Origin of the sequence: uncultured Sphingomonas sp., assembly GCF_937859915.1 — a bacterium.
Lineage (GTDB): Bacteria > Pseudomonadota > Alphaproteobacteria > Sphingomonadales > Sphingomonadaceae > Solisphingomonas.
In genome coordinates this window covers 1-22,980 of sequence record NZ_CALMAW010000081.1, presented here as the reverse complement: position 1 = coordinate 22,980, position 22,980 = coordinate 1, and the positions used below count along the sequence as shown (strand labels likewise).

Annotated in this window: 16 protein-coding genes and 1 pseudogene; 8 read left to right on the top strand and 9 right to left on the bottom strand. The window is 67.4% G+C overall.

The window, feature by feature from the left end:
• Nucleotides 1–224 precede the first annotated feature (224 nt).
• The 4 genes from Q0326_RS10475 (at nucleotide 225) to Q0326_RS10460 (ending at nucleotide 4,348) form a co-directional block, all read left to right on the top strand.
• The gene (locus Q0326_RS10475; RefSeq protein WP_298689888.1) at nucleotides 225–1,286 is read left to right on the top strand and encodes an arginine deiminase family protein; all 1,062 of its coding nucleotides are present in this window, start codon (nucleotides 225–227) and stop codon (nucleotides 1,284–1,286) included.
• 76 nt (nucleotides 1,287–1,362) lie between these two features.
• A complete protein-coding gene (locus Q0326_RS10470) occupies nucleotides 1,363–2,865 on the top strand; it encodes an aminotransferase class V-fold PLP-dependent enzyme (protein WP_298689886.1) in 1,503 nt (500 codons plus the stop codon).
• Nucleotides 2,866–3,038: 173 nt separating this feature from the next.
• The gene (locus Q0326_RS10465; RefSeq protein WP_298689884.1) at nucleotides 3,039–4,019 is read left to right on the top strand and encodes a phosphoribosylaminoimidazolesuccinocarboxamide synthase; all 981 of its coding nucleotides are present in this window, start codon (nucleotides 3,039–3,041) and stop codon (nucleotides 4,017–4,019) included.
• A gap of 128 nt (nucleotides 4,020–4,147) precedes the next feature.
• Nucleotides 4,148–4,348: a hypothetical protein gene (locus Q0326_RS10460; protein WP_298689882.1), complete on the top strand. Its 201-nt coding sequence runs from the start codon at nucleotides 4,148–4,150 to the stop codon at nucleotides 4,346–4,348.
• A gap of 147 nt (nucleotides 4,349–4,495) precedes the next feature.
• Here Q0326_RS10460 and Q0326_RS10455 read toward each other — a convergent pair whose 3' ends face one another.
• Nucleotides 4,496–5,653, bottom strand: a complete 1,158-nt coding sequence (locus Q0326_RS10455; RefSeq protein ID WP_298689880.1) for an aminotransferase class I/II-fold pyridoxal phosphate-dependent enzyme — start codon at nucleotides 5,651–5,653, stop codon at nucleotides 4,496–4,498.
• A 264-nt stretch (nucleotides 5,654–5,917) separates the two neighbouring features.
• On the opposite strand from Q0326_RS10455, the gene Q0326_RS10450 reads away from it, so the two are divergent.
• Together Q0326_RS10450 and Q0326_RS10445 are read left to right on the top strand one after the other, a co-directional pair.
• Complete coding sequence (locus tag Q0326_RS10450; protein ID WP_298689878.1) at nucleotides 5,918–7,432, top strand: tryptophan halogenase family protein; 1,515 nt, start codon at nucleotides 5,918–5,920, stop codon at nucleotides 7,430–7,432.
• A gap of 6 nt (nucleotides 7,433–7,438) precedes the next feature.
• A complete protein-coding gene (locus Q0326_RS10445) occupies nucleotides 7,439–8,113 on the top strand; it encodes a DUF6445 family protein (RefSeq protein WP_298689876.1) in 675 nt (224 codons plus the stop codon).
• A 63-nt stretch (nucleotides 8,114–8,176) separates the two neighbouring features.
• Here the strand turns inward: Q0326_RS10445 and Q0326_RS10440 are convergent, their stop codons facing one another.
• The 7 genes from Q0326_RS10440 to Q0326_RS10410 all read right to left on the bottom strand — a co-directional run bounded on the left by Q0326_RS10440 (nucleotide 8,177) and on the right by Q0326_RS10410 (nucleotide 20,327).
• Entirely contained in the window at nucleotides 8,177–9,694 is a 1,518-nt protein-coding gene (locus Q0326_RS10440; protein WP_298689874.1) for a tryptophan halogenase family protein, read from the bottom strand.
• Between the two features lie 77 nt (nucleotides 9,695–9,771).
• On the bottom strand, nucleotides 9,772–12,624 hold the full coding sequence (locus tag Q0326_RS10435; protein WP_298689872.1) for a TonB-dependent receptor: 2,853 nt from the start codon (nucleotides 12,622–12,624) through the stop codon (nucleotides 9,772–9,774).
• A 355-nt stretch (nucleotides 12,625–12,979) separates the two neighbouring features.
• Nucleotides 12,980–15,475: a TIM-barrel domain-containing protein gene (locus Q0326_RS10430; protein WP_298689870.1), complete on the bottom strand. Its 2,496-nt coding sequence runs from the start codon at nucleotides 15,473–15,475 to the stop codon at nucleotides 12,980–12,982.
• Nucleotides 15,476–15,590: 115 nt separating this feature from the next.
• Nucleotides 15,591–16,589 (bottom strand): LacI family DNA-binding transcriptional regulator, encoded by a 999-nt coding sequence (locus Q0326_RS10425; RefSeq protein WP_298689868.1) that lies wholly within the window; start codon nucleotides 16,587–16,589, stop codon nucleotides 15,591–15,593.
• A 43-nt stretch (nucleotides 16,590–16,632) separates the two neighbouring features.
• A complete protein-coding gene (locus Q0326_RS10420; RefSeq protein ID WP_298689866.1) occupies nucleotides 16,633–18,462 on the bottom strand; it encodes an alpha-amylase family glycosyl hydrolase in 1,830 nt (609 codons plus the stop codon).
• A gap of 91 nt (nucleotides 18,463–18,553) precedes the next feature.
• Entirely contained in the window at nucleotides 18,554–19,591 is a 1,038-nt protein-coding gene (locus tag Q0326_RS10415) for a putative sulfate exporter family transporter (protein ID WP_298689864.1), read from the bottom strand.
• 73 nt (nucleotides 19,592–19,664) lie between these two features.
• A complete protein-coding gene (locus Q0326_RS10410; RefSeq protein ID WP_298689862.1) occupies nucleotides 19,665–20,327 on the bottom strand; it encodes a UPF0149 family protein in 663 nt (220 codons plus the stop codon).
• 133 nt (nucleotides 20,328–20,460) lie between these two features.
• Here Q0326_RS10410 and Q0326_RS10405 point away from each other — a divergent pair, with 133 nt between their 5' ends.
• The gene (locus Q0326_RS10405; RefSeq protein ID WP_298689860.1) at nucleotides 20,461–21,162 is read left to right on the top strand and encodes a DUF6629 family protein; all 702 of its coding nucleotides are present in this window, start codon (nucleotides 20,461–20,463) and stop codon (nucleotides 21,160–21,162) included.
• A gap of 12 nt (nucleotides 21,163–21,174) precedes the next feature.
• On the opposite strand, the gene Q0326_RS10400 is transcribed toward Q0326_RS10405, so the two are convergent.
• Entirely contained in the window at nucleotides 21,175–22,188 is a 1,014-nt protein-coding gene (locus tag Q0326_RS10400) for a sugar kinase (protein WP_298689858.1), read from the bottom strand.
• Nucleotides 22,189–22,299: 111 nt separating this feature from the next.
• Between Q0326_RS10400 and Q0326_RS10395 the strand changes: the two are divergent.
• Nucleotides 22,300–22,980 (top strand): annotated as a pseudogene (locus Q0326_RS10395) (fumarylacetoacetate hydrolase); the annotation flags it as partial.

Sequence of the window (22,980 nt, the reverse complement as noted above, 5' to 3'; positions counted from 1 at the left end):
GTCGCGCGCCGCATCTGGATCACCGCGTTCACGACCGCATGATTGCTTCCGTTACGACCCATGCGGTTTGCTAACGGCAAACCCTAGGCGCCTGGCGACCGGCAGCGCGCGTCCGCGCCGAACCGTTGGGCGGGCGCGGACCAGAGCACCGCAAAGATACCCCCGTCTCGGCCGGGCTAAAATAGCCCGATCTCAGCCCGCTAGGACCGTCGAGCCGAACAGCGGTGGCAACCAACGCCGGGGTCGGATGTTGGGTCGCTATCAGGAGAGAATGTGATGGCGACCCGTTACCCGACGACCAGCGTGCTGGCGTCGACCCCTTTTGCGTGCGCAGATGTCCCGGCCGCCGTCAGGACCGATCGATGAAAGTCGATTTTTCGTCCGGCGGGATGGCATATGATGTCGGCGGCACGGTCGGTGCGGTTCAAACGCAGGCATGGGGCCTAGCCTCCGAAAGTGATAGGCTGACCGACGTCCTGCTTGTGTCGCCCGATCATCTGACCCCTGTGCCATGCTGTTCGGTGACGCGCGAGAAGCTGCGTGGCGGCCATTGCACCGATACGACCGCGGCCGGACTCCAGCATGCTGCCCTGATCGAGGCGCTGTGCGCCGCCGGCGTCCGCGTTCAGACCGTCGAAGGATCGGCGGGTCTGCCCGACATGGTCTATGCGCGCGATGCCGGGCTGATGACGCCGTGGGGCTATCTGCCGCTCGCGCCGGGTGCCGCGCATCGTCGGCGAGAAGCGGTCGTTCTTGCCGCTCATATCCGGTCGCTCGGCATTCCCGTGCTGCCTCAGGTGTCGGCCGGTACGATCGAAGGCGGCGACATCTCGGTCTTCCGAGACGGGCTGGTGCTGATCGGCTGCTCGGGCGATCGCACCGACGAGGGCGGCGCGCGGGAGGTGGCCGAGCTCTTCGAGCGACACGGCTGGCGGGCGATCGTCTACCGCTTCGATGCGCATTTCCTCCATCTCGACACGCAGTTTTCGGCCCTGTCGGGAGACCAGGCTCTGGCCTGCATCGACGTTCTCGACGACGGCTTCCTGGCCGCGCTCGCTGGTGAGGGCATCGATCTCCTTCCCGTCTCCTACAAAGCCGCACGCCGGCTCGGATGCAATGTGCTGGCATTAGGTGACGGCCGCATCCTGGCCGCCAAGGGCGCTGGGCTGACCGGGACACTGCCGGCCGAAGGTTATCGGATCACCGAACTCGAGCTCGACGAGTTCACGAGCTGTGGCGGCGGCGTGCATTGCCTGACCCTCCCCCTTGCCCGCCAAACGCCATGACCCCGTTCGCCAAAGCCGCGTGCGGTCCGTCGGCGACGCTTCGACATCCTGTCTCCCCGACGGAAACGGCCTAGCAATGGATCAGCATCAGACACCGCTGGTCGACGCGCTCGCGGCCGTCGAGCGCCGTCCCGTCACCGGCTTCGGCGCACCGGGGCACAGTGCCGGCAAGGCAATGCCGACGGGCATGCGCCGTCTGCTTGGCAAGCGCGTGTTCCAGGCGGATGTGCTGACGCCGAAAGGCCTCGACGACCGCACCGAGGGCTTGCTGGCGCTGCAGCGCGCGCACGAACTTGCCGCCGATGCCTGGAGCGCCGATTTCTGCCGGTTCGTGACCGGCGGATCGACGCAGAGCCTCCATACCATCCTCGCCGCCGTCGCCCGTCCGGGTGACACGATCCTGATTGCCGCCAACGCGCATAAGGCCGAGCGGAATTATGCGCTGGCCGCAGGGCTTGATCTGGTCCCGCTCCCCGCCGCGGTGGATACGGAATGGGACATCGAACATGGTCCAACGCCAGCCACGGTCGCGGCCGCGCTTGAAGCGCATCCGGCTGCCAAGGCGGTGCTTGTCGTCAGCCCCAGCTATTACGGCGTCTCTCTTGATATCGCCGCTCTAGCGGCGGTGGCGCACGCCCATGGCGTTCCGCTGCTGGTCGATGCGGCCTGGGGCGGCGCGTTTGCCTTCTCGCCGCGTCTGCCCGCCGACGCGCTCGCCCAGGGCGCCGATATCGCAGTCTATAGTCTGCACAAGACGATGGGCGCACTCGCACAGGGATCGGCGATCCTGTCACGCGGCGACCGGGTCGACCGGCAGCGGCTGTGGCAGGCCTATGAGATGTTCGAGACGACCAGCCCGTCGATCCCCATCCTCGCGACGCTCGATGCGACCCGCCACGATCATGCAACCGGCGGCGAAGCCTTGTGGGACCGCGTGCTCGATCTTGCCGCGTCGCTTCGCACCAAGCTGACCAAGATACACGGGCTTCGGATATTCGACCGAACGAACCTGCCGGGAGACATGGATCTCGACGCCAGCACGGTGCTGATCGACATTTCGGCCTGGGGGGTCAGCGGATACGCCGTCGATGACTGGCTCTACAAGCATCACCGCATCAGCGTCGGCCTGTCCGATGGCCGTCACCTCCTCGTGATCCTGTCGCTTGGATCGACGAACAGCGATGTCCGAAAGCTCGTTCGCGCGCTCAGGGATCTCGCCAATCGTCTGGCCGCCGATCCGGCGATCCTCCCCGCCGTCGGCCCACTGCCCGCAATTGCGAGCCTCGACGTCGAGATGGCAATCGACCCGTCGGCCGCGTTGTTCGGTCCGGTCGAACAGGTCGGGTACGAAGCCGCCGCCGGACGGATCGCCGCCGAGACGATCGCCCCGGCACCGCCGGGGGTCCCTCGCCTCGTTCCCGGACAGCGAATATCCGAACGCCACGTCAGATGGCTCGTCGCCAACCGCGATGCCGGTGCCTTCATGCTAGATCCGATCGACCCGACCGAGCGGACGATCCGCGTCGTCGTCGAAGCGGCAGCGGCACCGGTCGGCACCGGAACTCTCGCCAGACGCTAGGCTCGGCGAACAGGATTGCTCTCGGCGCGGCCTGCGCGCTCGGCCGGATCGGGGCCCGCCGGTGAAACGCGGCTGCCACGACTGCCGGCTTGCCGCAGTGTCGACGACAGCGCGCTGACAATCGCGTCGGGCCCGGCTAGGGCCGATCGTCCGTCCGGCCAAAGGATCAGCGTATGCCGTCTCTCGATTTCGCCGCCTTTTCGTCGCGTGTCCTGGACGACGCCACGATCCCCGAGCTTCCCAACCATTATCGCGGCAAGGTGCGCGACAATTACGATCTCGCCGATGGGCGACGGATCATCGTCGCCAGCGATCGGCTGAGCGCGTTCGACCGCATCCTGTGCGCCATCCCCTTCAAGGGCGAAGTCCTCACCCAGACCGCGCGTTTCTGGTTCGAGCAGACCGCCGACATCTGCGCCAATCATGTGCTCGCCTATCCCGATCCCAATGTGCTGATCTGCCGGCGTCTGGACATCCTGCCCGTCGAGATCGTCGTCCGCGGCTATCTCGCGGGAACCACCGGCACCTCGATCCTTACCCTCTACCGCAAGGGGCAGCGCGACATGTACGGCATGACGCTGCCCGACGGACTGCGCGACAATGCCCGGCTGGCCGAGCCGATCATCACCCCGACCAGCAAGGAGTTCGACGGCGGGCATGATTCGCCCCTGACCGCGTCCGAGATCATCGACCACAAATTGTTGACACCGGCGCAATGGGACGAGGTCAGCGCGACCGCTCTGGCGCTGTTCGCACGCGGGCAGGCGATCGCGGAGACGCGCGGGCTGATCCTCGCCGACACCAAATATGAGTTCGGCGTCACCCCTGACGGCACGATCCTGCTCGCCGACGAGATCCATACGCCCGACAGCAGCCGCTATTGGCGGCAATCGACCTATCAGGCGCGGTTCGAGGCCGGCGAGCGGCCGGACAGTTTCGACAAGGATTTCGTGCGGTCGTGGGTCGCGGCCCGGTGCGACCCCTATGTCGATCCGATCCCCGCAATCCCGGAGGATCTGATCGCGGGCACCGCCGCAGTCTATGTCGAAGCCTTCGAGACGATCACCGCACAGCCGTTCGCGCCGAGCCTGGAGGGCGGGACGGTACTGGAGCGGATCCGCGCAAATCTCGCCCCGTTTTTCGGCGTCGACTGACCGCCCGGCATGCCGCGCGCCCGCGGCCCCGAGAGGGCTACGATTCTTGCGCGCCGCTGCGCCCGCCGTGATAGGCCGGCGCTGCGGCAGCGCGATGTGTCGCCGTCGCACAGGAGAAAGATCCGATGTTGAAAGCCCTCGCCGCCGCAGCCTTGCTCAGCGTCATCGTCGTTAGCGCCGCGCCTGCCGACGCCAAGGTCTGCCGTAACAGCCATGGCCGTGCGTTCCCGTGCCACGGTGTCGTTGCGCCGCGGATCAACCTGAAGGCCAAGCATCCCGTCAAGGTCGTTCGCTGCCGCGGACATGTCGGCAAGTTCAACAAATGCTGACGATCGCGTCGCCGTCGCGCGCCGGTTGCTGATCGGTTCGCGGACGATGGCGCACGCGGCGCGACCGGGCCGGTCGGCGGCAACCCCGCCGGATCGTGTCATGGCCGCGCCGCGTCGGCGGCCGCGATCGCGCGATCGCGCAGGAGACTAGCCGGCAGCGACCGCGGCGGATCGAGCGAGGCGTGCCGCGAACCAGGGCTGCATCCGCGCGATTGCATCCTCGATCCGATCGGTCGAGACGGCAAAGCTGAACCGCATATAGCGGCCGCCATCGAGCGGATCGAAGTCGACGCCCGGCGCGGTCGCGACCCCGGTCTCGATCAGCAGGTCCATGCAGAACGCCAGGCTGTCGTCGGTGATATGGCCGATATCGGCGTAGATGTAGAAGGCGCCGTCGGGCGGTGCGATCCGGCGCAGCCCAAGCGCGGGCAGCGTCGCCAGCAACAAGGCGCGATTGTGCGCATAGGTATGGAGATGCCCTTCGAGCTCGTCGCGGCACTCGAAGGCGACCAGCCCGGCATGCTGCGCGAGCGACGGCGGCGTCAGGAACAACGCCCCCATCCGCGCGCGCGCCGCCGCGATCAGCGACGGCGGCACGATCAGCCAGCCCAGCCGCCAGCCCGCCATGCTATAATATTTGGAGAAGCTGTTGACGACGAGCGCCTCGGGCGCGTCCTCCAGCATCGACCGCGCGGGCGCGACATAGCTCAGCCCGTGATAGATCTCGTCCGAGATGATGCGAATACCCCGCATGCGGCAGACGCGGGCGATCGCGGCGAGTTCGTCGTCGGCGATGATCGTGCCGGTCGGATTGGCGGGGCTCGCGAGAATCAGCCCCTGCGGCGCCGGGTCGAGCTGCGCGATCGCGGCGGCGCTGATCTGGTAGCGCGCATCGGGACCGCAGCCGATCTCGACGGGGACGAGATGCAGTGCCTTGACCGTATTCCGATAGGCGACATAGCCCGGCCGCGCGAAAGCGACGCGATCGCCGGGCGCGAACAGGCAGGACAGCGCGAGCACGAACGCCGGCGATGCGCCGCAGGTCAGGATCACCTGCTCGGGATCGATCTCGACAGCATAGGCGTCGCGATAATGGCGCGCGATCCGCGTCTTGAGCGGCATGCTCTCCCAATAGCCCATGCCGTCGGTGTCGAGCACGCGGTGCGCCGCCGCGATCGCCGCCGCCGGCGCGCCGGTCGAGGGCTGGCCGAACTCCATGTGAATGACCGACCGGCCCTCGCTGGCCAGCTGGTGCGCCTTGCGACTGATCGCAATCGCGTGAAACGGTTCGATCTCGGCGGTCATCCGCCTGCCTTAGCCGTTCGAGAGCGTGCCGCAATCGTCGCGACCGTCGAGCGGGGGGTGTCGAGCGTGCGACCGTTGGTCCGGCATAAGCCCTGGAATAGAAGTCGATCTCGGCACGCTTGCGATCCGCCAAGCCGATTAGACATAGGCTGTCCGTCCGGCTTGCCACGTCGGGTACGCGGGCTTAGGCGACATCGGACGCAGTGACCGTGCGCCGTCGCGCACGGCCGGCGCGTGCCTGTCGATATGAGCACCGGATTCCGCATGACGCAGCAGCCCGACATGATCCGCTCGATCGCCATCATCGGCGGCGGTTCGGCGGGATGGATGGCGGCGGCGGCGCTCGCCAATGCCACCGCGGGCACGATCGCGATATCGCTCGTCGAGTCGGACGAGATCGGCACGGTCGGCGTCGGCGAGGCGACGATCCCACCGATCAAGGCGTTCAACGCGAGCCTCGGCATTTTGGAGGCGGAGTTCGTCGCCGCGACCAACGCGACCTTCAAGCTCGGCATCGAATTGGTCGGCTGGGGCCGCGCCGAGGATCGCTATTTCCATCCCTTCGGCACCCATGGCGCCGATTTCGACCGGGTCGAGCTGCATCATTATTGGGTACGCGAGCATCTGCGCGGCGATCCCACCCCGTTCGACGACTATTCGCTGTGCAAGGCGCTGGCGCAGCGCAACCGCTTCGGCCCGCCTGTCGACAACCCGCGCGACGTGCGCTCGACGCATGCCTATGCCTATCATTTCGATGCCGGCCTCTATGCCGGCCTGATGCGCCGCTACGCCGAAGCGCGCGGCGTGGTGCGGCACGAGGGCCGGATCGTCGACGTCGCGCGCGATGCGCAGACCGGCCATGTTGCGCATGTCGGGCTGACCGACGGCCGCCGCGTCGAGGCCGACTTCTTCGTCGACTGCTCGGGCTTTGCGAGCCTGTTGCTCGGCCGCGCGCTGGCGACCCCGTTTGAGGATTGGACGCACTGGCTGCCCTGCGACCGCGCGGTGGCGATGCCCAGCGCCAACAGCGGGCCGCTCACCCCCTATACCCGCTCGACCGCGCATGCTGCGGGCTGGCAGTGGCGCATCCCGCTGCAGCATCGGCAGGGCAACGGCCTGGTCTATGCGTCGCGCATGATGGGGGACGACGAGGCGGCCGCCTTGCTGCGCGGCACTGTCGACGGCGAGGCGCTCGCCGAACCGCGGCTGCTGCGCTTCACCACCGGCCGACGGCGCGAGGCCTGGCGCCACAATGTCGTCGGCCTGGGGCTCGCCGCGGGGTTCATGGAGCCGCTCGAGTCGACCAGCCTGCATCTCATCCAGACCGGCGTCGAGCGGCTGCTGCGGTTGCTGCCCGATCGCCATCACGACCCGCTCAATGCCGCAGAGTTCAATCGCGCCACCGCCGCCGAATGGGAGCGGATCCGCGACTTCCTGATCCTCCACTATCATGCCAATAGCCGCCCCGAGCCCTTCTGGCAGGCGTGCGCGCGCGCGCCGCTTCCCGACGAGCTCGCCTACAAGATCAAGCATTTCGTCGCTGACGCTCGGCTGGTCTCGCCGCAGGACGAGCTGTTCCGCAACCCGAGCTGGCTGGCGGTCTATCTCGGCCAGGGGATGATCCCGCAGAGCTACGACCGGCTCGCCGATGCGCGCCCCGGGGTCGATGCAGCCGCCCAGCTGCGCAAGCTGCGCGATCTGGTGCGCGCGGCGGCGGAAACCTTCCCGACGCACGAGGCGGCGCTCGCGCGCCTTGGTCGCGCGCCGCAGGCCGCCTGAGCGGCGATGGTCGCGCATTCGGTCATCCGGATCGGTCGCGAGGCGCAGCCGGTGGTGGTGATCGACGATTTCGTGCCGGATGCCGGCCGCCTGCGTAGCACCGCCGAGGCGCTCGATTACCGGACGCTCGGTCGCCACTATCCGGGACTGCGCGCGGAGGTCGATCCACGTGACGTCGCGACCTATCTCGATCCGATACGCGACTTGATCGCCGACGTGTTCGGCTGCGCGCATGGGCTCGACATCGTCTCGGCGGGCTATTCGATCGTGACCACGAGACCCGCCGATCTCACGCCGATCCAGCGCCTGCCGCATTTCGACGGGTTCGAGGCCGCGCGCATCGCGCTGCTCCATTATCTCGGCGGCCAGGCACAGGGCGGCACCGCCTTCTACCGCCACCGCAGCACGGGTTACGAGACGATCACCGCCGACCGCCACGCCGCCTATGACACCGCGCTGCGCCGCGACGTCGCCCAGCATGGTTTGCCCGCGCCGGCTTATATTGCTGGGGACACGCCGCTGTACGAGCGGATCGCGCGCTTCGAGGCCAAGCCCAATCGCGCGCTGATCTACCGCGGCCATCTGCTGCACTGCGCCGACATGCCCGACGATCTCGACTTCACCCCCGACCCCCGCTCGGCGCGGCTGACGGTCAATACCTTTCTGATGGCGCGCGGCTAAGCAGGACGTCGATCGAGCGCAGGTAAATAATACCCGTTCGCGTGATCCCGACCGCTCGCCATCTCAGCCCGACCGACAATGCTGCGCGAGAAATGCGGCATGATCCGGCATCCCCGCGACATGCTTCGCGACCGTCTGGCGGACGAGCGCGAGATAGTCGCGCAGGTCGGCGTCGCTCGGGCCGTCGGCGAGCGGATGATAGCCCGCGGGCACCACCCCCTGCCCGACCATCACCTGCAGCCAGCCGGGCTCGCTGAACAATTCCTCGCCCGCGCGGACGATGCGACCATTGGCGCGGAACAGCTCGAGCTTGGCGGCGAGGCTGTCGGGCACCGCCATCGCCGCGCACTCCCGCCAGAACGGTTCGGGCCGCGCGTTGGCGTGATAGTGCAGCACGATGAAGTCGCGCACCCGCTCCCATTCGAATATGGTCTCGGCATTGTAGGCGGCGACGTCGGCGGCGCGGATCGGGCCGTTGGGCAGATATTTGAGCACGCGCTCGATCGCCGACTGGACGAGATGGATACTCGTCGACTCGAGCGGCTCCATGAATCCCGCGGCGAGCCCGAGCGCCACGACATTGCGGTTCCAGAAATTCTTGCGGCGCCCCGTCGTGAAGCGCAGCATTCGCGGGTCGGCAAGCGGGGCGCCATCGAGCCCGCTTAGCAATAGGGAAGCCGCCTCGTCGTCGCCGATCGCCGCCGAGCAATAGACATGGCCATTGCCGGTCCGCCCCTGCAGCGGAATCCGCCATTGCCAGCCAGCACGCTTGGCGGTCGAGCGCGTATAGGGCGTGATATCCGGAAGTCGGGCGCTGGGCACCGCGAGCGCGCGGTCGCACGGCAGCCAGTGCGTCCAGTCCTCATAGCCGGTGGCGAGCGCCTCCTCGATCAGCAGCCCCCGGAAGCCCGAGCAGTCGACAAACAGCTCGGCGGCATGGCGGGTGCCGTCGGCGAGCACGACCGCGGCGACGTCGCCCGTCTCGCCGTCGCGCTCCGCATGGGTGATGCGGCCCTCGACGCGGCAGACGCCTTGCGGCTCGGCGCGACGGCGGAGGAATTGCGCATAGAGGCCGGCGTCGAAATGAAAGGCATGGACGAGCCCGCCCAGCATCTTCGACTGCGCCGCTGCCCCGCGCGCGAATTTGTCCGCGTAGGCCGCCGCGGCGTTGAGGCAATAGGCATCGAGCGAGGCGGTCTCGCCCAGCCGCTGCCCACGCAGCCAGAAATGGTGGAACGGGGTCTGCCCGATTGCGTGACCGGTGTTGCCGAAGGCGTGGATATAGCGGCTCTCGGCGGTGCCCCAGCCGACGAACTCGATGCCGAGCTTGTAGCTGCCCTGGGTCGCGCGGAGGAATTCGTCCTCGTCGATACCGAGCACGGCGTTGAGCAATTGCAGCTGCGGGATCGTCGCCTCGCCGACGCCGACCGTGCCGATCTCGTCGGATTCGATCAGCGTGATGGCATAGGCCTGCTGCGGCAGCAGCCGCGACAGCAGCGCCGCCGCCATCCAGCCCGCGGTGCCGCCGCCGACGATGACGATGCGGTACGGCGTGCGCTTGTCCGTACCCTGCCCCGTCATGCCGCTCTCCTCATCCGTCCCCAATGAAAAAGGGCGGGCCGCTCTTCCGAACGGCCCGCCCTCTTAAGCGCCTCGGATCAGAAGCGGTAGGTGACGCCGGCCAGATAGGTCGAGCCGTACTGGTCGCGGATGTTGATCTCGTTGGGATCGTTGTTGACGTAGGAGACGGTCTTCGAATTCGTCAGATTGTGGCCCTGGATGTAGAGCGACAGCCCGTTGAACGGCCCCGAGTGGAAGTCGTAGCCGACCTGCGCATCCAGTGTCGTCTGCGGCTTGGTCAGGTTGGCGGTGACCTGCGCGTTGAACAGCTGATAATCCCCCAGATAGGACGAGCGATGGGTCAGCGACGCGCGGGCGTTGTAGCCCCACTTCTCGAAGAAGATCTGCGCCTGATAGACGCTCTTCGACAAGCCCGGCAGCGTGATCTGCGATCCGTTGGTGAACTTGATCGAGCTCTTCGCATAGGCATATTGGCCGATGATGCTGAACCCGTCGAGCACATGCGTCAGCGTCGCGAGCGGGATCGTGGCGCTGGCCTCGAAGCCCTCGACATAGCCGCTGCCGTTGTTGGTCGGTGCCGTCGAATAGCAGGACAGCGTCTCGTTGGCGGTCAGCGGCGTGGTCAGCAGGCCGACGAAGGCCGAACAATCCTGAGTCGACGTCGTGTTGCTGGTCGGGCCCGAGCTGTTGATGTTGCCCGTGTTGAGGTTGAGGTTCTGCGTCGTGAAGTTGGTGATCGACTTGTAATAGCCCGCGACCGCCAGCTTGCCGGTGTCGTGCGCGAAATATTTCTCGATCGAGATGTCGCCATTGTTCGAGAAATAGGGGCGCAGCGCTGGGTTGCCGCCCTGCGCCTGCAGCACCGGCGTCTTGCCGTTGATCTGCGGCACGGTGGTACAGCCCTGCGTGCCGCAATAGCTGACCGAATAGGACGAATTCTCGTCGTCCATCGTGGCGCGCGCCAGCGTGCGGCTGCCGCCGAGGCGAAGCAGCAGGTTATGCGCGAGCTCGATGTTGATGTTCACGATCGGCAGGAAGTTGGTGTAGTTCGCGCCGCCGCCCTGCGCCACGACCGTGGTCGTGGTCACCGCGCCGTAGCCGGTCGAATGCTGGTCGGTGTTGACGATCTGGACGCCGAAATTGCCCGAGACGCGCTTGCTCCACACGTCCGTGTCGAAATTGGCCTGGAGATAGCCCGTGAGGATCTTCTCATCGACGGTCCAGTCGCGCGCGACGTCGCTGGCGACCGGCTGTGCGGCGGTGCGCAGCAGATTCTGCGCGCCGATCGAGTTGAGCGCGATGATCCGGGTGCCGGTGACCGCATAGGGCTCGACGCTGCCTTCGATGATCGAGGCCGGGATCGTGACATAGGGCACATTGCCGTCGGTCGTGCCGCAATTGCCGATCGATGCGGCGCCCGGCAGACAGATGTAATAGCCCGAATAGGAGGAGACCTTGCGCTCGTCGCTATAGTTGACGCCCGCCTGCCAGCTCTTGAAGAAGCCCGAATGGATCTCGCCGTCGAGTTCCGCGCGGAAGCCCTTCATCGTGTCCTTGAGATCGGGCACGTTGTTGAAGCCGACCTGGTTCCAGCCCTGCGGATCGGTGAGCGCGACCTGCGTCGGATCGGCCAGGTTGATGTTGCTGATGTCGACGCCGTAGGTGCCGTCCGACTTGCGCGTGATGTTCGCGGTCGCCAGCGCGCCATTGGTGGTGCCGCTATAGATCTCATAGGTGTTGTCGTGGCGCTTGGCGTGCGAATAATTGGCGTCGAGCAGCAGCTTGATGCTGTCGCTGACGTGATATTTCGCGTTCCAGCCGAGCGCGAGCGTCTTCGCGTCCGAGGTATTGTAGTCGTTGCGTAGCACCGGATCGACCAGCCACGTCTCGGACGTCACATAGCCGTTCTTCGACATTTCGGTGCCGGGGACTTCGCTGTCCTTGCTCCAGCTCGCCAGCGGCATTTCCCAGCCGCGCGACAGCTCGTTGGTCTTGCTCTGCGTGTAGAGCCCGTCGACCGACATCTCGAAGCGGTCGCTCGGCTTCCAGGTGATGTGGCCGAAGCCCGACTGGCGATAGAGCGTGTTGGTGTTGGCGTAGTTCTGCAGATCGTCGGGACCGATGTTGCCCAGCGCGTCGCGGCTGGTCGGGCCGTAATAATTGCCGCTGCCGCCGCCGGTCGCCCAATGATAGTCCTGCGTGGGATCCTGGATCGCCGAGACGCCGAACGAAACGCCGAGCGTGTCGTCGAGGAACTTGTGCGTGAAGATCGCCGAGACCTTGTAGCCCTTGTTGGTGCCGTCCGGATTCAGCTTGCCATATTGGCCGACCTCGCCCTGCATGTTGATCGCGACGGTGTTCTTCTGCGTCAGCGGATCATAGGTCTGCAGGTCGACGGTGCCGGCGAGGCCGAAGTTGATCAGGTCCGCCGACGGCGTCTTGATGACCTCGATCTGCTGGAAGAGATCGCCCGGCAACTGGCCGTAGTCGAAGCGGCGATTGTCGTCGACGGTGGCGATCACGCGGCCGTTGAGCGTGGTCGTGGTGTAGTCGGGACCGAAGCCGCGGATCGAGATATATTTCGCGCGGCCGGCCGATTCCTGCACCGCGACGCCGGTCAGGCGCGACAGCGAGTCGGCGATCGACACGTCGGGCAGCTTGCCGATGTCCTCGGCGGAGATCGCCTCGATGACGTTGACGGCGCGCTTCTTGATCGAGTTCGCGTCCTGGATCGAGCGCGCATAGCCGGTGACGACGATCGAGTCGCTCGGGGCGGTGGTCATGTCGGGCGTGCCGACCGCCGACTGCGCCGGAGCGGTGTTGACCGCGGTGCTCGAATCCGCCGGAACGGTCTGCGCGAAAGCCGGAAATGCTGCAGCAATCGCGAGCGCAGCAACGCCGGATTTCAGAATTGCCTTATCGGCCCCCACGACAGCGCGGGAACCCGAAAAACGATTGATCACTCTATCCTCCCCAACAAGCGCGCTCGAACCGCCGTGCTTTGTGCAATCGATTACCCACCAGTGAGGGACGGTGACAAGTGGGTGCCGCAAAGAATCGCGTTCTGTGTATTTATTGCAACTATGCGACAGCACCGTCGCATCTCAGTCATCGTTGCGCGCGCGTACCGATCCGCACTATCGGCCGGTCCTGCGGGCAATATGGATCGTTAAGCATCGCCGCTCGCACTGATACGCGACAGCGCGCTGAGCCCGATGCTCGAACGATCGCAGACTTGACCTGTGCCAAGGTGAGACGCCTTGGCACAGGTCGAGCGTGTCGACGTCAGTCGTGCGCGATGGTGACGATTCGGTCTTGGCCGCTATCCGGCAGCGTGAACCGCAGCTGCTCGCCTGGCCGCGGCTCGGCAGTGACGGTGGCCCCGCCGACGGTGACGCGGCCCCCGCCTTTCCAGCCGTGCAGCGTCACCGCGACCGAATGCCACCATGGCGCGTAGCGGCCTTGGCGTGCCGAGAAGTGCAGCGAAAGGCCCCGCGGCGTAACGCTGCACGTCAGGCCTTGCCGCAGATACGCGCCGCGCGTGTAGCCGAGCGTGTGGCCGTCATCGAGATAGAGCGATCCGCTGCAATCGTCGCCCGGATAGACGTCGAGCTCGAGCGGACCCTGCGGCGTCTGGCTGGTGCTCTGGACGAGCGGCTGGCGCGGCAGGATCGTGCCGGCGCGCACGAACACCGGCAGCATGTCGAGCCGCGGCACCTCGGTGACCTTGAGTTCAGCGCGCGCCAGCAGTTGCGCGGCGGCCTGGGTCGCCGACTGGATCGGCGCATCGCCTGCTGCGGTCGCCTGGCCCTGCACCGCAAGCCCGGTCCAATAATCGAACCAGCCGCCGGTCGGCAGGCAGACGTCGTAGCTCTGCGGCGATTCCGGATTGGGCGACGGCGCGACGAGCAACTTGCCGCCCAGCGTGAAGGTCATGCTCTGGTCGCAGGACGAATGGAGCGCGCCCGGATAATCGTAGAACAGCGGCCGCATCAGCGGATCGCCGACGCGCGCGCTCTGATCGGCGAGCGCATAGATATAGGGCAGCAGCCGGTAGCGCTCCTCGACATAATGGCGACGGATCGCCAGCTGCGCGGGTCCGTCGACCCAGGGCTCGGCGCGCGGCGTGCCCTTGGCGGCATGGTCGCGGAAGATCGGCGTGAAGGTCGCGATCTCGAACCAGCGGGTGAGCAGTTCGGGGCTCGGCCCGCCCGCGAACCCGCCGACGTCGGCGGCGCTGTAGGCGAAGCCCGACAGGCCGAGATTGACGATCTGGTGCACCGACAGCCGGAGATGGTCCCAGGTCGCGCTGTTGTCGCCGGTCCAGGTGACCGCATAGCGCTGACCGCCCGCATAGGTGGCGCGCGTCATCACGAACGGCCGCTCGTCGGGGCGCAGCGTCTTCAATCCGTCGAACGTCGCGCGGCTGTTCTCCATGCCGTAGACATTGTGGATCTCTGTGTGGAGCGCGGTGCGCGGCGCGAAGCCGTCGCCGTCGACGCGGTGGACGATGTCGAGCGGCATCGTCTTGGTCGGCGTCGCGAACACCGCGGGCTCGTTCATGTCGTTCCAGAAGCCGGCGATGCCGTCGTCGAGGAACGGCTTGAACAGCGTCCCCCACCAGCGCCGCGCGGACACGTCGGTGAAGTCGGGGAACAGCGAAGGCCCCGGCCAGACCGGCGCGACATAGGGCTTGCCGTCGGGGGCATGGACGAAATGGTTGCCCGCCGTGCCGCTGTCATAGGGCGCGTAGTGCTGATGGGGCAGATCGGCGACGTGCAGATCGGTGATCGCGATCAGCTTGATGCCCTGCTTGCCCATGTCGGTCGCCAGCCCCTTGAGATCGGGGAAGGTGACCGGATTGGTGGTGAACGGGCGATTATGGTCCTGATAGTCGATGTCGAGCCAGATCACGTCGGTCGGCATCTTGTCGTCGCGCAGATGCTTGGCGATGCCGCGGACCTCGTCGGCCGACATATAGCTGTAGCGCGACTGCTGATAGCCCAGCGCCCACAGCGGCGGCAGCGGCGCGCGACCGGTCAGGTCGGTGTAGCGGCGCACGACCTCGGGGGTCGAGGGTCCGGCGATCAGATAATAGTCGATCGGGCCGTCGGGCGCGGCGATCGCCAGCGTCGACGCGTCGGCATGCGCGAAATCGAACGACGCACGGAATGTGTTGTCGAGGAACAGGCCGTAGCTGCCGCCGTCGCCGCCGACCCCGATGAAGAAGGGGATCGACTTGTAGATCGGATCGTCGCTGCTCGCGAAACCGAAGGCGTCGGTGTTCCAGTCGACGAAGCTGCGCCCGCGCCGGTCGGCCGAGGCGCCGGTCTTGTCGCCGAGCGCATAATAGCCCTCGCCCTGCGGTGCCTCCTGGCGCAGCGTGAAGGCTTTGCCCGACAGCGTCATCGGATCGGCGGCGTCGCGCACGATGGTGTGGCCGTCGGCGGTGGTGACCGTCATGCGCAAGGTGCCGGGATCGAAGCGGACGCGGATATGCGCGGTGGCGAAGCCATCGGCGGTCGCGGTGACGGCGGCGTGCTGCGCGCGAACCTCGGCGGGCACCGCCCAGCTCGCATCCTCGGGCAACATTCCGTCGCGGCCGATGCGGACGCGCAGGATGTCGTCGGTCAGCGCGGTGACGCGCATCACGACGCTGCCCTGGTGCAGTTCGATGCCGTCCTTGAGCGGCGCCGACGATGTTGGTGCGGCGATGGCCTGCGTGGGTGCGGCGGTGGCGATCGCCGGTGCTGTCGAGGCCAGGATCGATGCCAGGAACATGGCCACGCCACGACGGCCGACAGACGGTACCCGCATCACAACCCCCAGGATGATTTTCTGTTTTGAGTAATCGATTGCGCAAATGCCGTTTCGCCGCGCGGTCGTCAAGTCGCCTTCAGGCGGACTGGCGGTGGATCAGCGACAGGGGGACGCGCGTGGACGGAGCATCCTCGCCCTGCATCCGGCGGAACAGCAGGTCGACCATCAGCGCCGCCGCCATCGTCAGATCCTGCCGGATCGTGGTCAGCGGCGGCACCATGTGCGCGGCGACGGTGACGTCGTCATAGCCGACGACCGCAACGTCGTTGGGCACGCGGCGACCGCGCTGGGAAAGCTCGTGCAGCGCCTTCATCGCGATCATGTCGGAGGCAGCGACGATGCCGTCGATGTCGGGATGACGGTCGAGCATCGCATAGAGGTCGCGCGACGCCGCCTCGAAAGCGAAGGGGACCGGAATGTGCGGCCCGGGCTCGACGCCGGCCTCGCGATGCGCCTCGAGATAGCCGTCGTGGCGGGCGACCAGTTCGGGCGTGTCCATCATCCCCGCGAACGCGATCCGGCGCCGCCCGCCGGCGAGCAGGTGCATCGTGCTGAGCTTGCCGCCACGCTTGTTGTCGGTGCCGACGCAGCAATAGGGCTCGTCCTCCGTCTCGCCCCACACGACCAGCGGCCGGTAGCTGCGCGCCGCCTCGCGCAGCACCGCGTCCTGATCGGACTGGCACAGCACGATGATCCCGTCGGCGCGGCCGCTGCGTGCGATCTGCGCCAGCCAGCCACCATCGGACGGTGCCACCGCGGAGAGCAGCATGGCATGGTCGCGCCGCGCCAGCTCGTCCATCAGCTGGCCGATCATCGTCGTGTAGAAGGGGTCGGAGATGCGCTGCGCGCTCTGGTGGCCGAGCGGCACGACGATCGCGATCGCCTGCGTGCGCCCGAGCCGCAGGTTGCGCGCGGTCTGGTTGGGGCGGAAGCCGTGTTGCTCGGCGATCTCGATGACGCGGCCCCGCGTCGCCGCGCTGATCCGGGTATTGCCCGACAATGCGCGCGATACGGTGGCGGGGGTGACGCCGGCCAGCGCGGCGATGTCGGCGAGCGTCGTGAGCGGTCTGGTCATGCGCGCCGATCTTGACGTGTTCGGCGCGCGAAAGCGAGCCGTCTCATCGCGTCGGGCCAGCCGCACAGACGATATAGTCGAGCGGCGCCAGATCGATCGCGAGACTCCCCGGCGCCGCCGCGGTCGCGGCGCAGGCGCCGTGCAGCGCGGTGAAATGGCTGCTGCCGAGTTCGACCTGGACGTGGCGGTGGATCGGCGCGGTCGAGGTGTTGAACGCGACGACGATCTCGCGACCGGTGCGCGGATCGATCCGCGACACCGCGAACAGCCCGGGCGTGTCCTCCGACGCGCGCACGATCTGGCGGCCTTCGGTGAGTGCCGGGTTGGCGGTGCGCAGCCGTGCGAGCTCGGCCAGCGCATGGAACAGCGGCCCGTCGGTCTCGAAATGCGCGCGCGCGCCGGTCTCGCCGGTGCCGATCAGATGCTCGGCCGCATAGGGCGCGGTCTGGCTTGCGAACATGTCCTCGCGGCCGGCCTGGTCCTCGCCGCCCGAAAAGCCCTGCTCGTCGCCATAATAGAAGGACGGCACGCCGCGCAGCGTCATCAGCATCGCATAGCCGAGCGTCACGCGGCGGCGCAGCTCGCCGTCGGCGATGCCGGGATGCGCCTTGAGCACCAGCGAGGCGAAGCGGCCGTTGTCGTGGTTGCTGATGAAGGTGGTGAGCTGCTGCGCCGCCGCCGCGCCGCCGCGGTAGAGCGCGTCGCCTGCGAACAGGTCGGCGAGTTCCTCGGTGCCCTTGCCGTCGGCGACGGTGTCGATCACCGCGCGGCGGAAGGCGAAATCGAGCACCGCCGGCAGCCGATCGACCTGCGTATAATGCGCGAGATAGCCCGGATCCATCCGGTCGATATTGACCTCGCCGAAGATGTGGAAGTTCGGGATGCCGTCGGCTTTGGCACGCGCCAGGATCGCGGGCACGAAGGCCTGCCAGAAGGCCGGGTCGACGTGGCGCGCGGTGTCGATGCGGTAGCCGTCGATGCCGTAGCGGTCGATCCACGCGCTGTAGATGTCGATGAAACCCTTTATGACGCGCGGGTTCTCGGTGAACAGGTCGTCAAGGCCGCCGAAATCGCCCATCGTCGCGCTTTCGCCCGTGAAGGTCGTATGGCCGCGGTTGTGATAATAGATCGGGTCGTTGAGCCAGGCGGGCGTCTTCTCATGCTCCTCGCCGGCCGGGATATAGGGCGTATAGGCATAGTCAGGCCGCGTGAGCTTGGCGAAATTGGCGGTGCTGCCGTCCTCGTCGCCGGCGAAACCTGCGTTGATCGGCGCGCCGTTCGGGCCGCCCTGGCGCTGATAGGGATAGTCCGCCCGGCTGCGATAGGGGCAGACGTGCGTCGGGCATTCGCGATACTGGATCACGTCGGCGGTGTGGTTGACGACGATGTCGAGGATCACCTTCATCCCGCGGGCATGCGCGGCACGCACCAGCGCGGCGAAATCCGCGTCGCTGCCGAAATGCGGATCGACATGCGTGAAGTCGGTAATCCAATAGCCGTGATAGCCGGCAGAGGGGTGCGCGGGCGACCCTTGCACCGCCTTGTTGGTGAAGATCGGCGCGATCCAGATCGTCGTCGCGCCCAGCGCCTGGATATAGTCGAGCCGCTTGACCACGCCCTTGAGGTCACCGCCATGATAGAAGGCGGTGTCGGTGGGATCGAAGCCGTTGGTCAGTCGGTCGGTGCCGAGGCCGCCACGATCGTTCGCGACATCGCCATTCTCGAAACGATCGGGCAACAGGAAGTAGATCACCTCGTCCTGCGGCAGCCGGGCCCGCACCGCGGCGAGATCAGGCGCGCGCGTTGACGCCGCCATCGCAGTGGTCGTGGCGGTCGCCATCGCTAGCGCCGCCAGGATCGTCTTCAACTGCATAGCCCCTCCCCTTTTGGGGGCCTATGTGCCGAGGTGCGCAAACGATTACAAGATCGCGCTTCCGGCGCGCCGGCCGACCAATCAGATCAGATCAGATCAGTAAGTACCGCGCGGCGAGCGCGGACAGCAGCAGCGCGACCAGCGATGACGCGACGATCACCAGCAGCGGCCGCGGACCGGTGCCGAGCAGCGAGCTCATCGGTGCGCGGATCCCGGTCGCGGCGACCGCACACGCAAGGCAGGCGGTGGCGCCGAGTTCGGCGCCGTGCCCGACGACCGGCGGGATGATTCCGGTCGAATTGATCCCCGCCAGCACGAAGAAGCCCGCGACGAACCAGGGCAAGGGCGAGGTCTTGGTCGCGGACGGCCCGGTGCGCGACAGGAAGGCGCCGACGAGCGCGAGCACGGGCGCCAGCAGCGCGACGCGGGTCAACTTGACGATCGCTGCGACCTGGCCGGCGCGCTCGGAGAAGGAATAGCCCGCGCCAAGAGCCTGCGCGACATCGTGGACCGAGGCGCCGAGCATGAACCCGGCCTGGTTGTCGCTGAAGCCGAGCGCGTGCGCGAGCAGCGGGTAGAAGAACATCGCGGTCGCGCTCGAGGCGGCGATGCCGACCAGCACGAGTGCGAGCTGCGCCTGGCTGACGCGCTTCTCGCCCAGCGTGGTCGCCAGTGCGAGCGCCGCCGATGCGCCGCAGATCGCGACCGAGCCGCCGGCCAGCGTTCCGAACGCCGCGTCGAACCCCAGCCAGCGCGCGACGACGACGCCGCTGGCCAGCGTGACGAGCAGGATCACCACCACCGCGAGCAGCGTCAGCGGCCCCAGCCCCCAGATCTGCTCGAGCGTGATCCGCGCGCCGACCAGCACGATACCCCAGCGCAACAGCGTGCGCGACGCGAAGGCGAGCCCCGGCGCCATGCGCTTGTCGGCGCCGAGGAAATTGAGCGCGAGCCCGATCAGCAGCGCCATCAAGGTGATCGGCGCACGATAATGATCGGACACGAAGCCCGCCGCCATCGTCGCCAGCCCCGCCACGATCAGGCCGGGAATATGCGCGCGCCAGGTGACGGGCACGTCGGGCTGGATGTCGCCGTAGAGATCGGCGCCCATCGGCAAGGCGGTTTTCATCGTCTGGTCCAGCGGATCGTCCCTCTCATAGGCGCCGAGCTATGGCACCGTTATCACGCGATAAACAGACTGCTCATGCCGCCCCGCAACAGCGCTTGTGCTTCTTGCCCGATCCGCACGGACAGGGCTCGTTCCGTCCGACCTTGACCGGCCGCGCCGCGACGGGCGCCGCGGTATCAACCCGGCGCGCGCGCCACGCCTGCAGACGCGCGACATGGTGCGGGATCAGCCGCGGCGCCTCGTCGCAGATGCCGTTGATCTCGACACTGGTGAGATCGCTTGCGTCGGTCGCGATGTCCGCCAAGACGGTCATCGCCTCCAGCGCCGCGATCGCTGCCGCGTCGTCGTCTTCGGTCAGCGCCGACCAGCCCTCGGGGCGCAGCGACCGCGCCGCCGCGAACCCCTCGACCCAAGGCTCCCAGAGAATCTCGCCATTGCGCTCGTCGACGTCGAAGACCGGCTTGAGGCGACCGTTACCCAGATCGCGCACGACCTCCTCGTACCGCGCGACAACCATGTCGCGCAGCCACTGCACGTCGGCCGGCTCCTCGAACGGTACGACGCCGTCGCCACCCCACACCAACGGCAGCCATTCGAGCGGTTCGATCGGCACCGGGCAGACCGCAAGGCCGGCGAGATAGCCGTCGAGCTCGCACAGCAGCATCGCATCGTCTTCGAAGGCGGGATCGGCAAGCGCGTCGTCGAGGCGGCGCAGGCGGGAGGGCAGACGGATCATGCCCGACGCCTACGCGGGATCGGCCGACGGTGACAACTCCACGATATCGCCGCGCCCTACGCGATCGTGCTGGATAAAGCGGGCCAGGCACGACACAGGAGCGGTCCGCTCAAACCCCGGAGCAACCAGAAGAATGTGCTTCTCCGCCACCGCCAGTTTTACCGGCGCCGCTATCCTCGCCGCGGTCGGCATCGCGACCGTGCGCCAGGTCCGTGAGCCCCGCACGCTGCTGTTTGCGTCCGTCCCGCTGCTGTTCGCGCTGCATCAATTTTCCGAAGGCCTGGTCTGGCTCGGCCTCGAGGGCCGGATCGGAAAGCTCGCGCTCGACCATGTCTCCTTCCTGTTCACGCTCTATGCGCAGGGTCTGCTGCCGTTTCTGATGCCGGCGGCGGTCGCGCTGATGGAGCCGGCGGGCTTGCGGCGTCGCGTGATCGTCGGGCTCACCGGGATCGGTGCGATCGCGGCGGCATGGGATGCCTATGGACTGGTGTTCGTGCCGAGCCGCGTGTTCGTCGACCATTTCTCGATCGCCTACCGCAACCCGCTGACCGGCAATCTGTGGATCTCGCTGCTCTACATCCTCGCGACCTGCGGCGCGCTGCTGCTGTCGACGCACCGCGTCGTGCGCGTCTACGGCCTGGTCAACGTGGTCGCGCTGACGATTGTGCAGATCGTCAAATCCTATGCCTTCGCCTCGACCTGGTGCTTCTACGCGGCGATCATGAGCGTCATGATCTACTGGCAGTTCCGCCAGCAGGGCATCGACATCGCCGCGCCGAACAGCCGCCCGCAGCGCTTTGTCTGGCCGCGCCTGCCGCGGCGGGTGACCGACTAGCGACGGACGGCGTCATCGCCGGACGTCGCGCTCGCCGCTCAAAAAGGCGCTGACCTCGGCGGGCCCGGAAAGGCTGAAGTCGCCCGGCGTATAATGTTTGAGCACCGCCAGTGCGAGCCCGGTCTCCACCGCGGCCGCCGGATCGTCGCGCAGCAGGCCGTGGAGCACGCCGGCGGCGAAGGCGTCGCCGGTGCCGATGCGGTCGACGATGCCGCCGATCGCAATCTCCTCGGCCTGCCACTCGCGCTCAGGGCTGTCGAGCCGCGCCGACATGCGGTTATGCTCGGCATCGACGACATGGCGCGCGGTCGAAGCGATCCAGCGCAGCCCGGGAAAGACATCGAATGCGGCGGACGCCGCGATCCGGCGGCGCTCGGGTCCGTCGCCGGCAAAGGGCGCCTCGAGCAGAAGCGAAATGTCGCGATGATTGCCGAACAGCAGGTCGGTCTCGCCGACCAGTTCGCCGAGGATCGAGCGTGGGTCGTCGGTCCATCGCTCCCACAGCCGGGCGCGGTAATTGCCGTCGAACGACACCGCGACGCCGGCCGCCTTCGCCGCGCGCGCCGCTGCGAGCGCCATCTGCGCCGCCGCCGGTCCAAGCGCCGGAGTGATGCCCGACATGTGCAGCCAGTCGGCGCCGGCGACCAGCCGTGGCCAGTCGAAATCGGCCGGGGTCGAGGTCTCGAACAGGCTGCCGGCGCGATCATAGACGATCGAGGCCGCGCGCAGGCCCGCGCCCGCCGCCAGATAATAGAGCCCCATCCGGCCGTCGCCGCGGCCGATCCCGCCGACATCGACGCCGTTGCGCCTGAGCGCCTCCAGCGCGCCGTCGCCGATCGGCCCGGTCGGCAGCCGCGTCGCGACCGCGCTGTCGACACCCATGCGCGCGAGCCCGACCGCGACATTGGCCTCGGCCCCGCCGAAATGCGCGTCGAGGTGCGGGACCTGGAACATCCGCTCGCGCCCCGGCGAGGACAGCCGCAACAGCATCTCGCCAAAGCATATGATACGGCCCGTCTCCGGCATTGCGATCCTTCTCCCTTGGCGCACGACCGCTCCCGTTCGGGGTTGCTTGACAGCGTGCTCGTCTTGTGGTGATGGTAGCGCTATCAAATAAAGAAGTCGAGCGAGGGGAATATGGAAGAGCAAGGCCGCTTCGTCCTCGGGGCGATGCCCGAAGACTGGCAGACGGGCCGCTTCGTCGGCCGCATCGTCACCACCGAGGGCCCCAGCCCGATCCTCATCCAGGGCGGCGAAGCCTATGACATGAGCCGCGCCGCGCCGACCGTTGCCGCGATGGTGCAGATGCGCGCGTTCGATTCGGCCGCCGGTCGCGCGCTCGGCTCGCCCGACACGCTCACCCTGCTCAGCCCGATTGACCTGCAATGCGTCAAGGCGTCGGGCGTCACCTTCGCGGTCTCGGCGATCGAGCGCGTGATCGAGGAACGCGCCCGCGGCGACGCCAATGCCGCCGCCGAGGTGCGCGGCCGTCTCGAATCGCGGATCGGGGGCAGCATCCGTTCGGTCGTGCCGGGCAGCGACGACGCCGCATCGCTCAAGGCCGCGCTGATCGAAGACGGCATGTGGTCGCAATATCTCGAGGTCGCGATCGGTCCCGACGCCGAGATCTTCACCAAGTCGCCGGTGCTCTCGACGGTTGGCTGGGGCGCCGAGATCGGCATCCGCTCGGACTCGACCTGGAACAACCCCGAACCCGAAGTCGCGCTCGTCGTCGACCGGGACGGCCAGGTTGTCGGCGCGACACTCGGCAACGACGTCAATCTGCGCGATTTCGAAGGGGGCTCGGCGCTGCTGCTC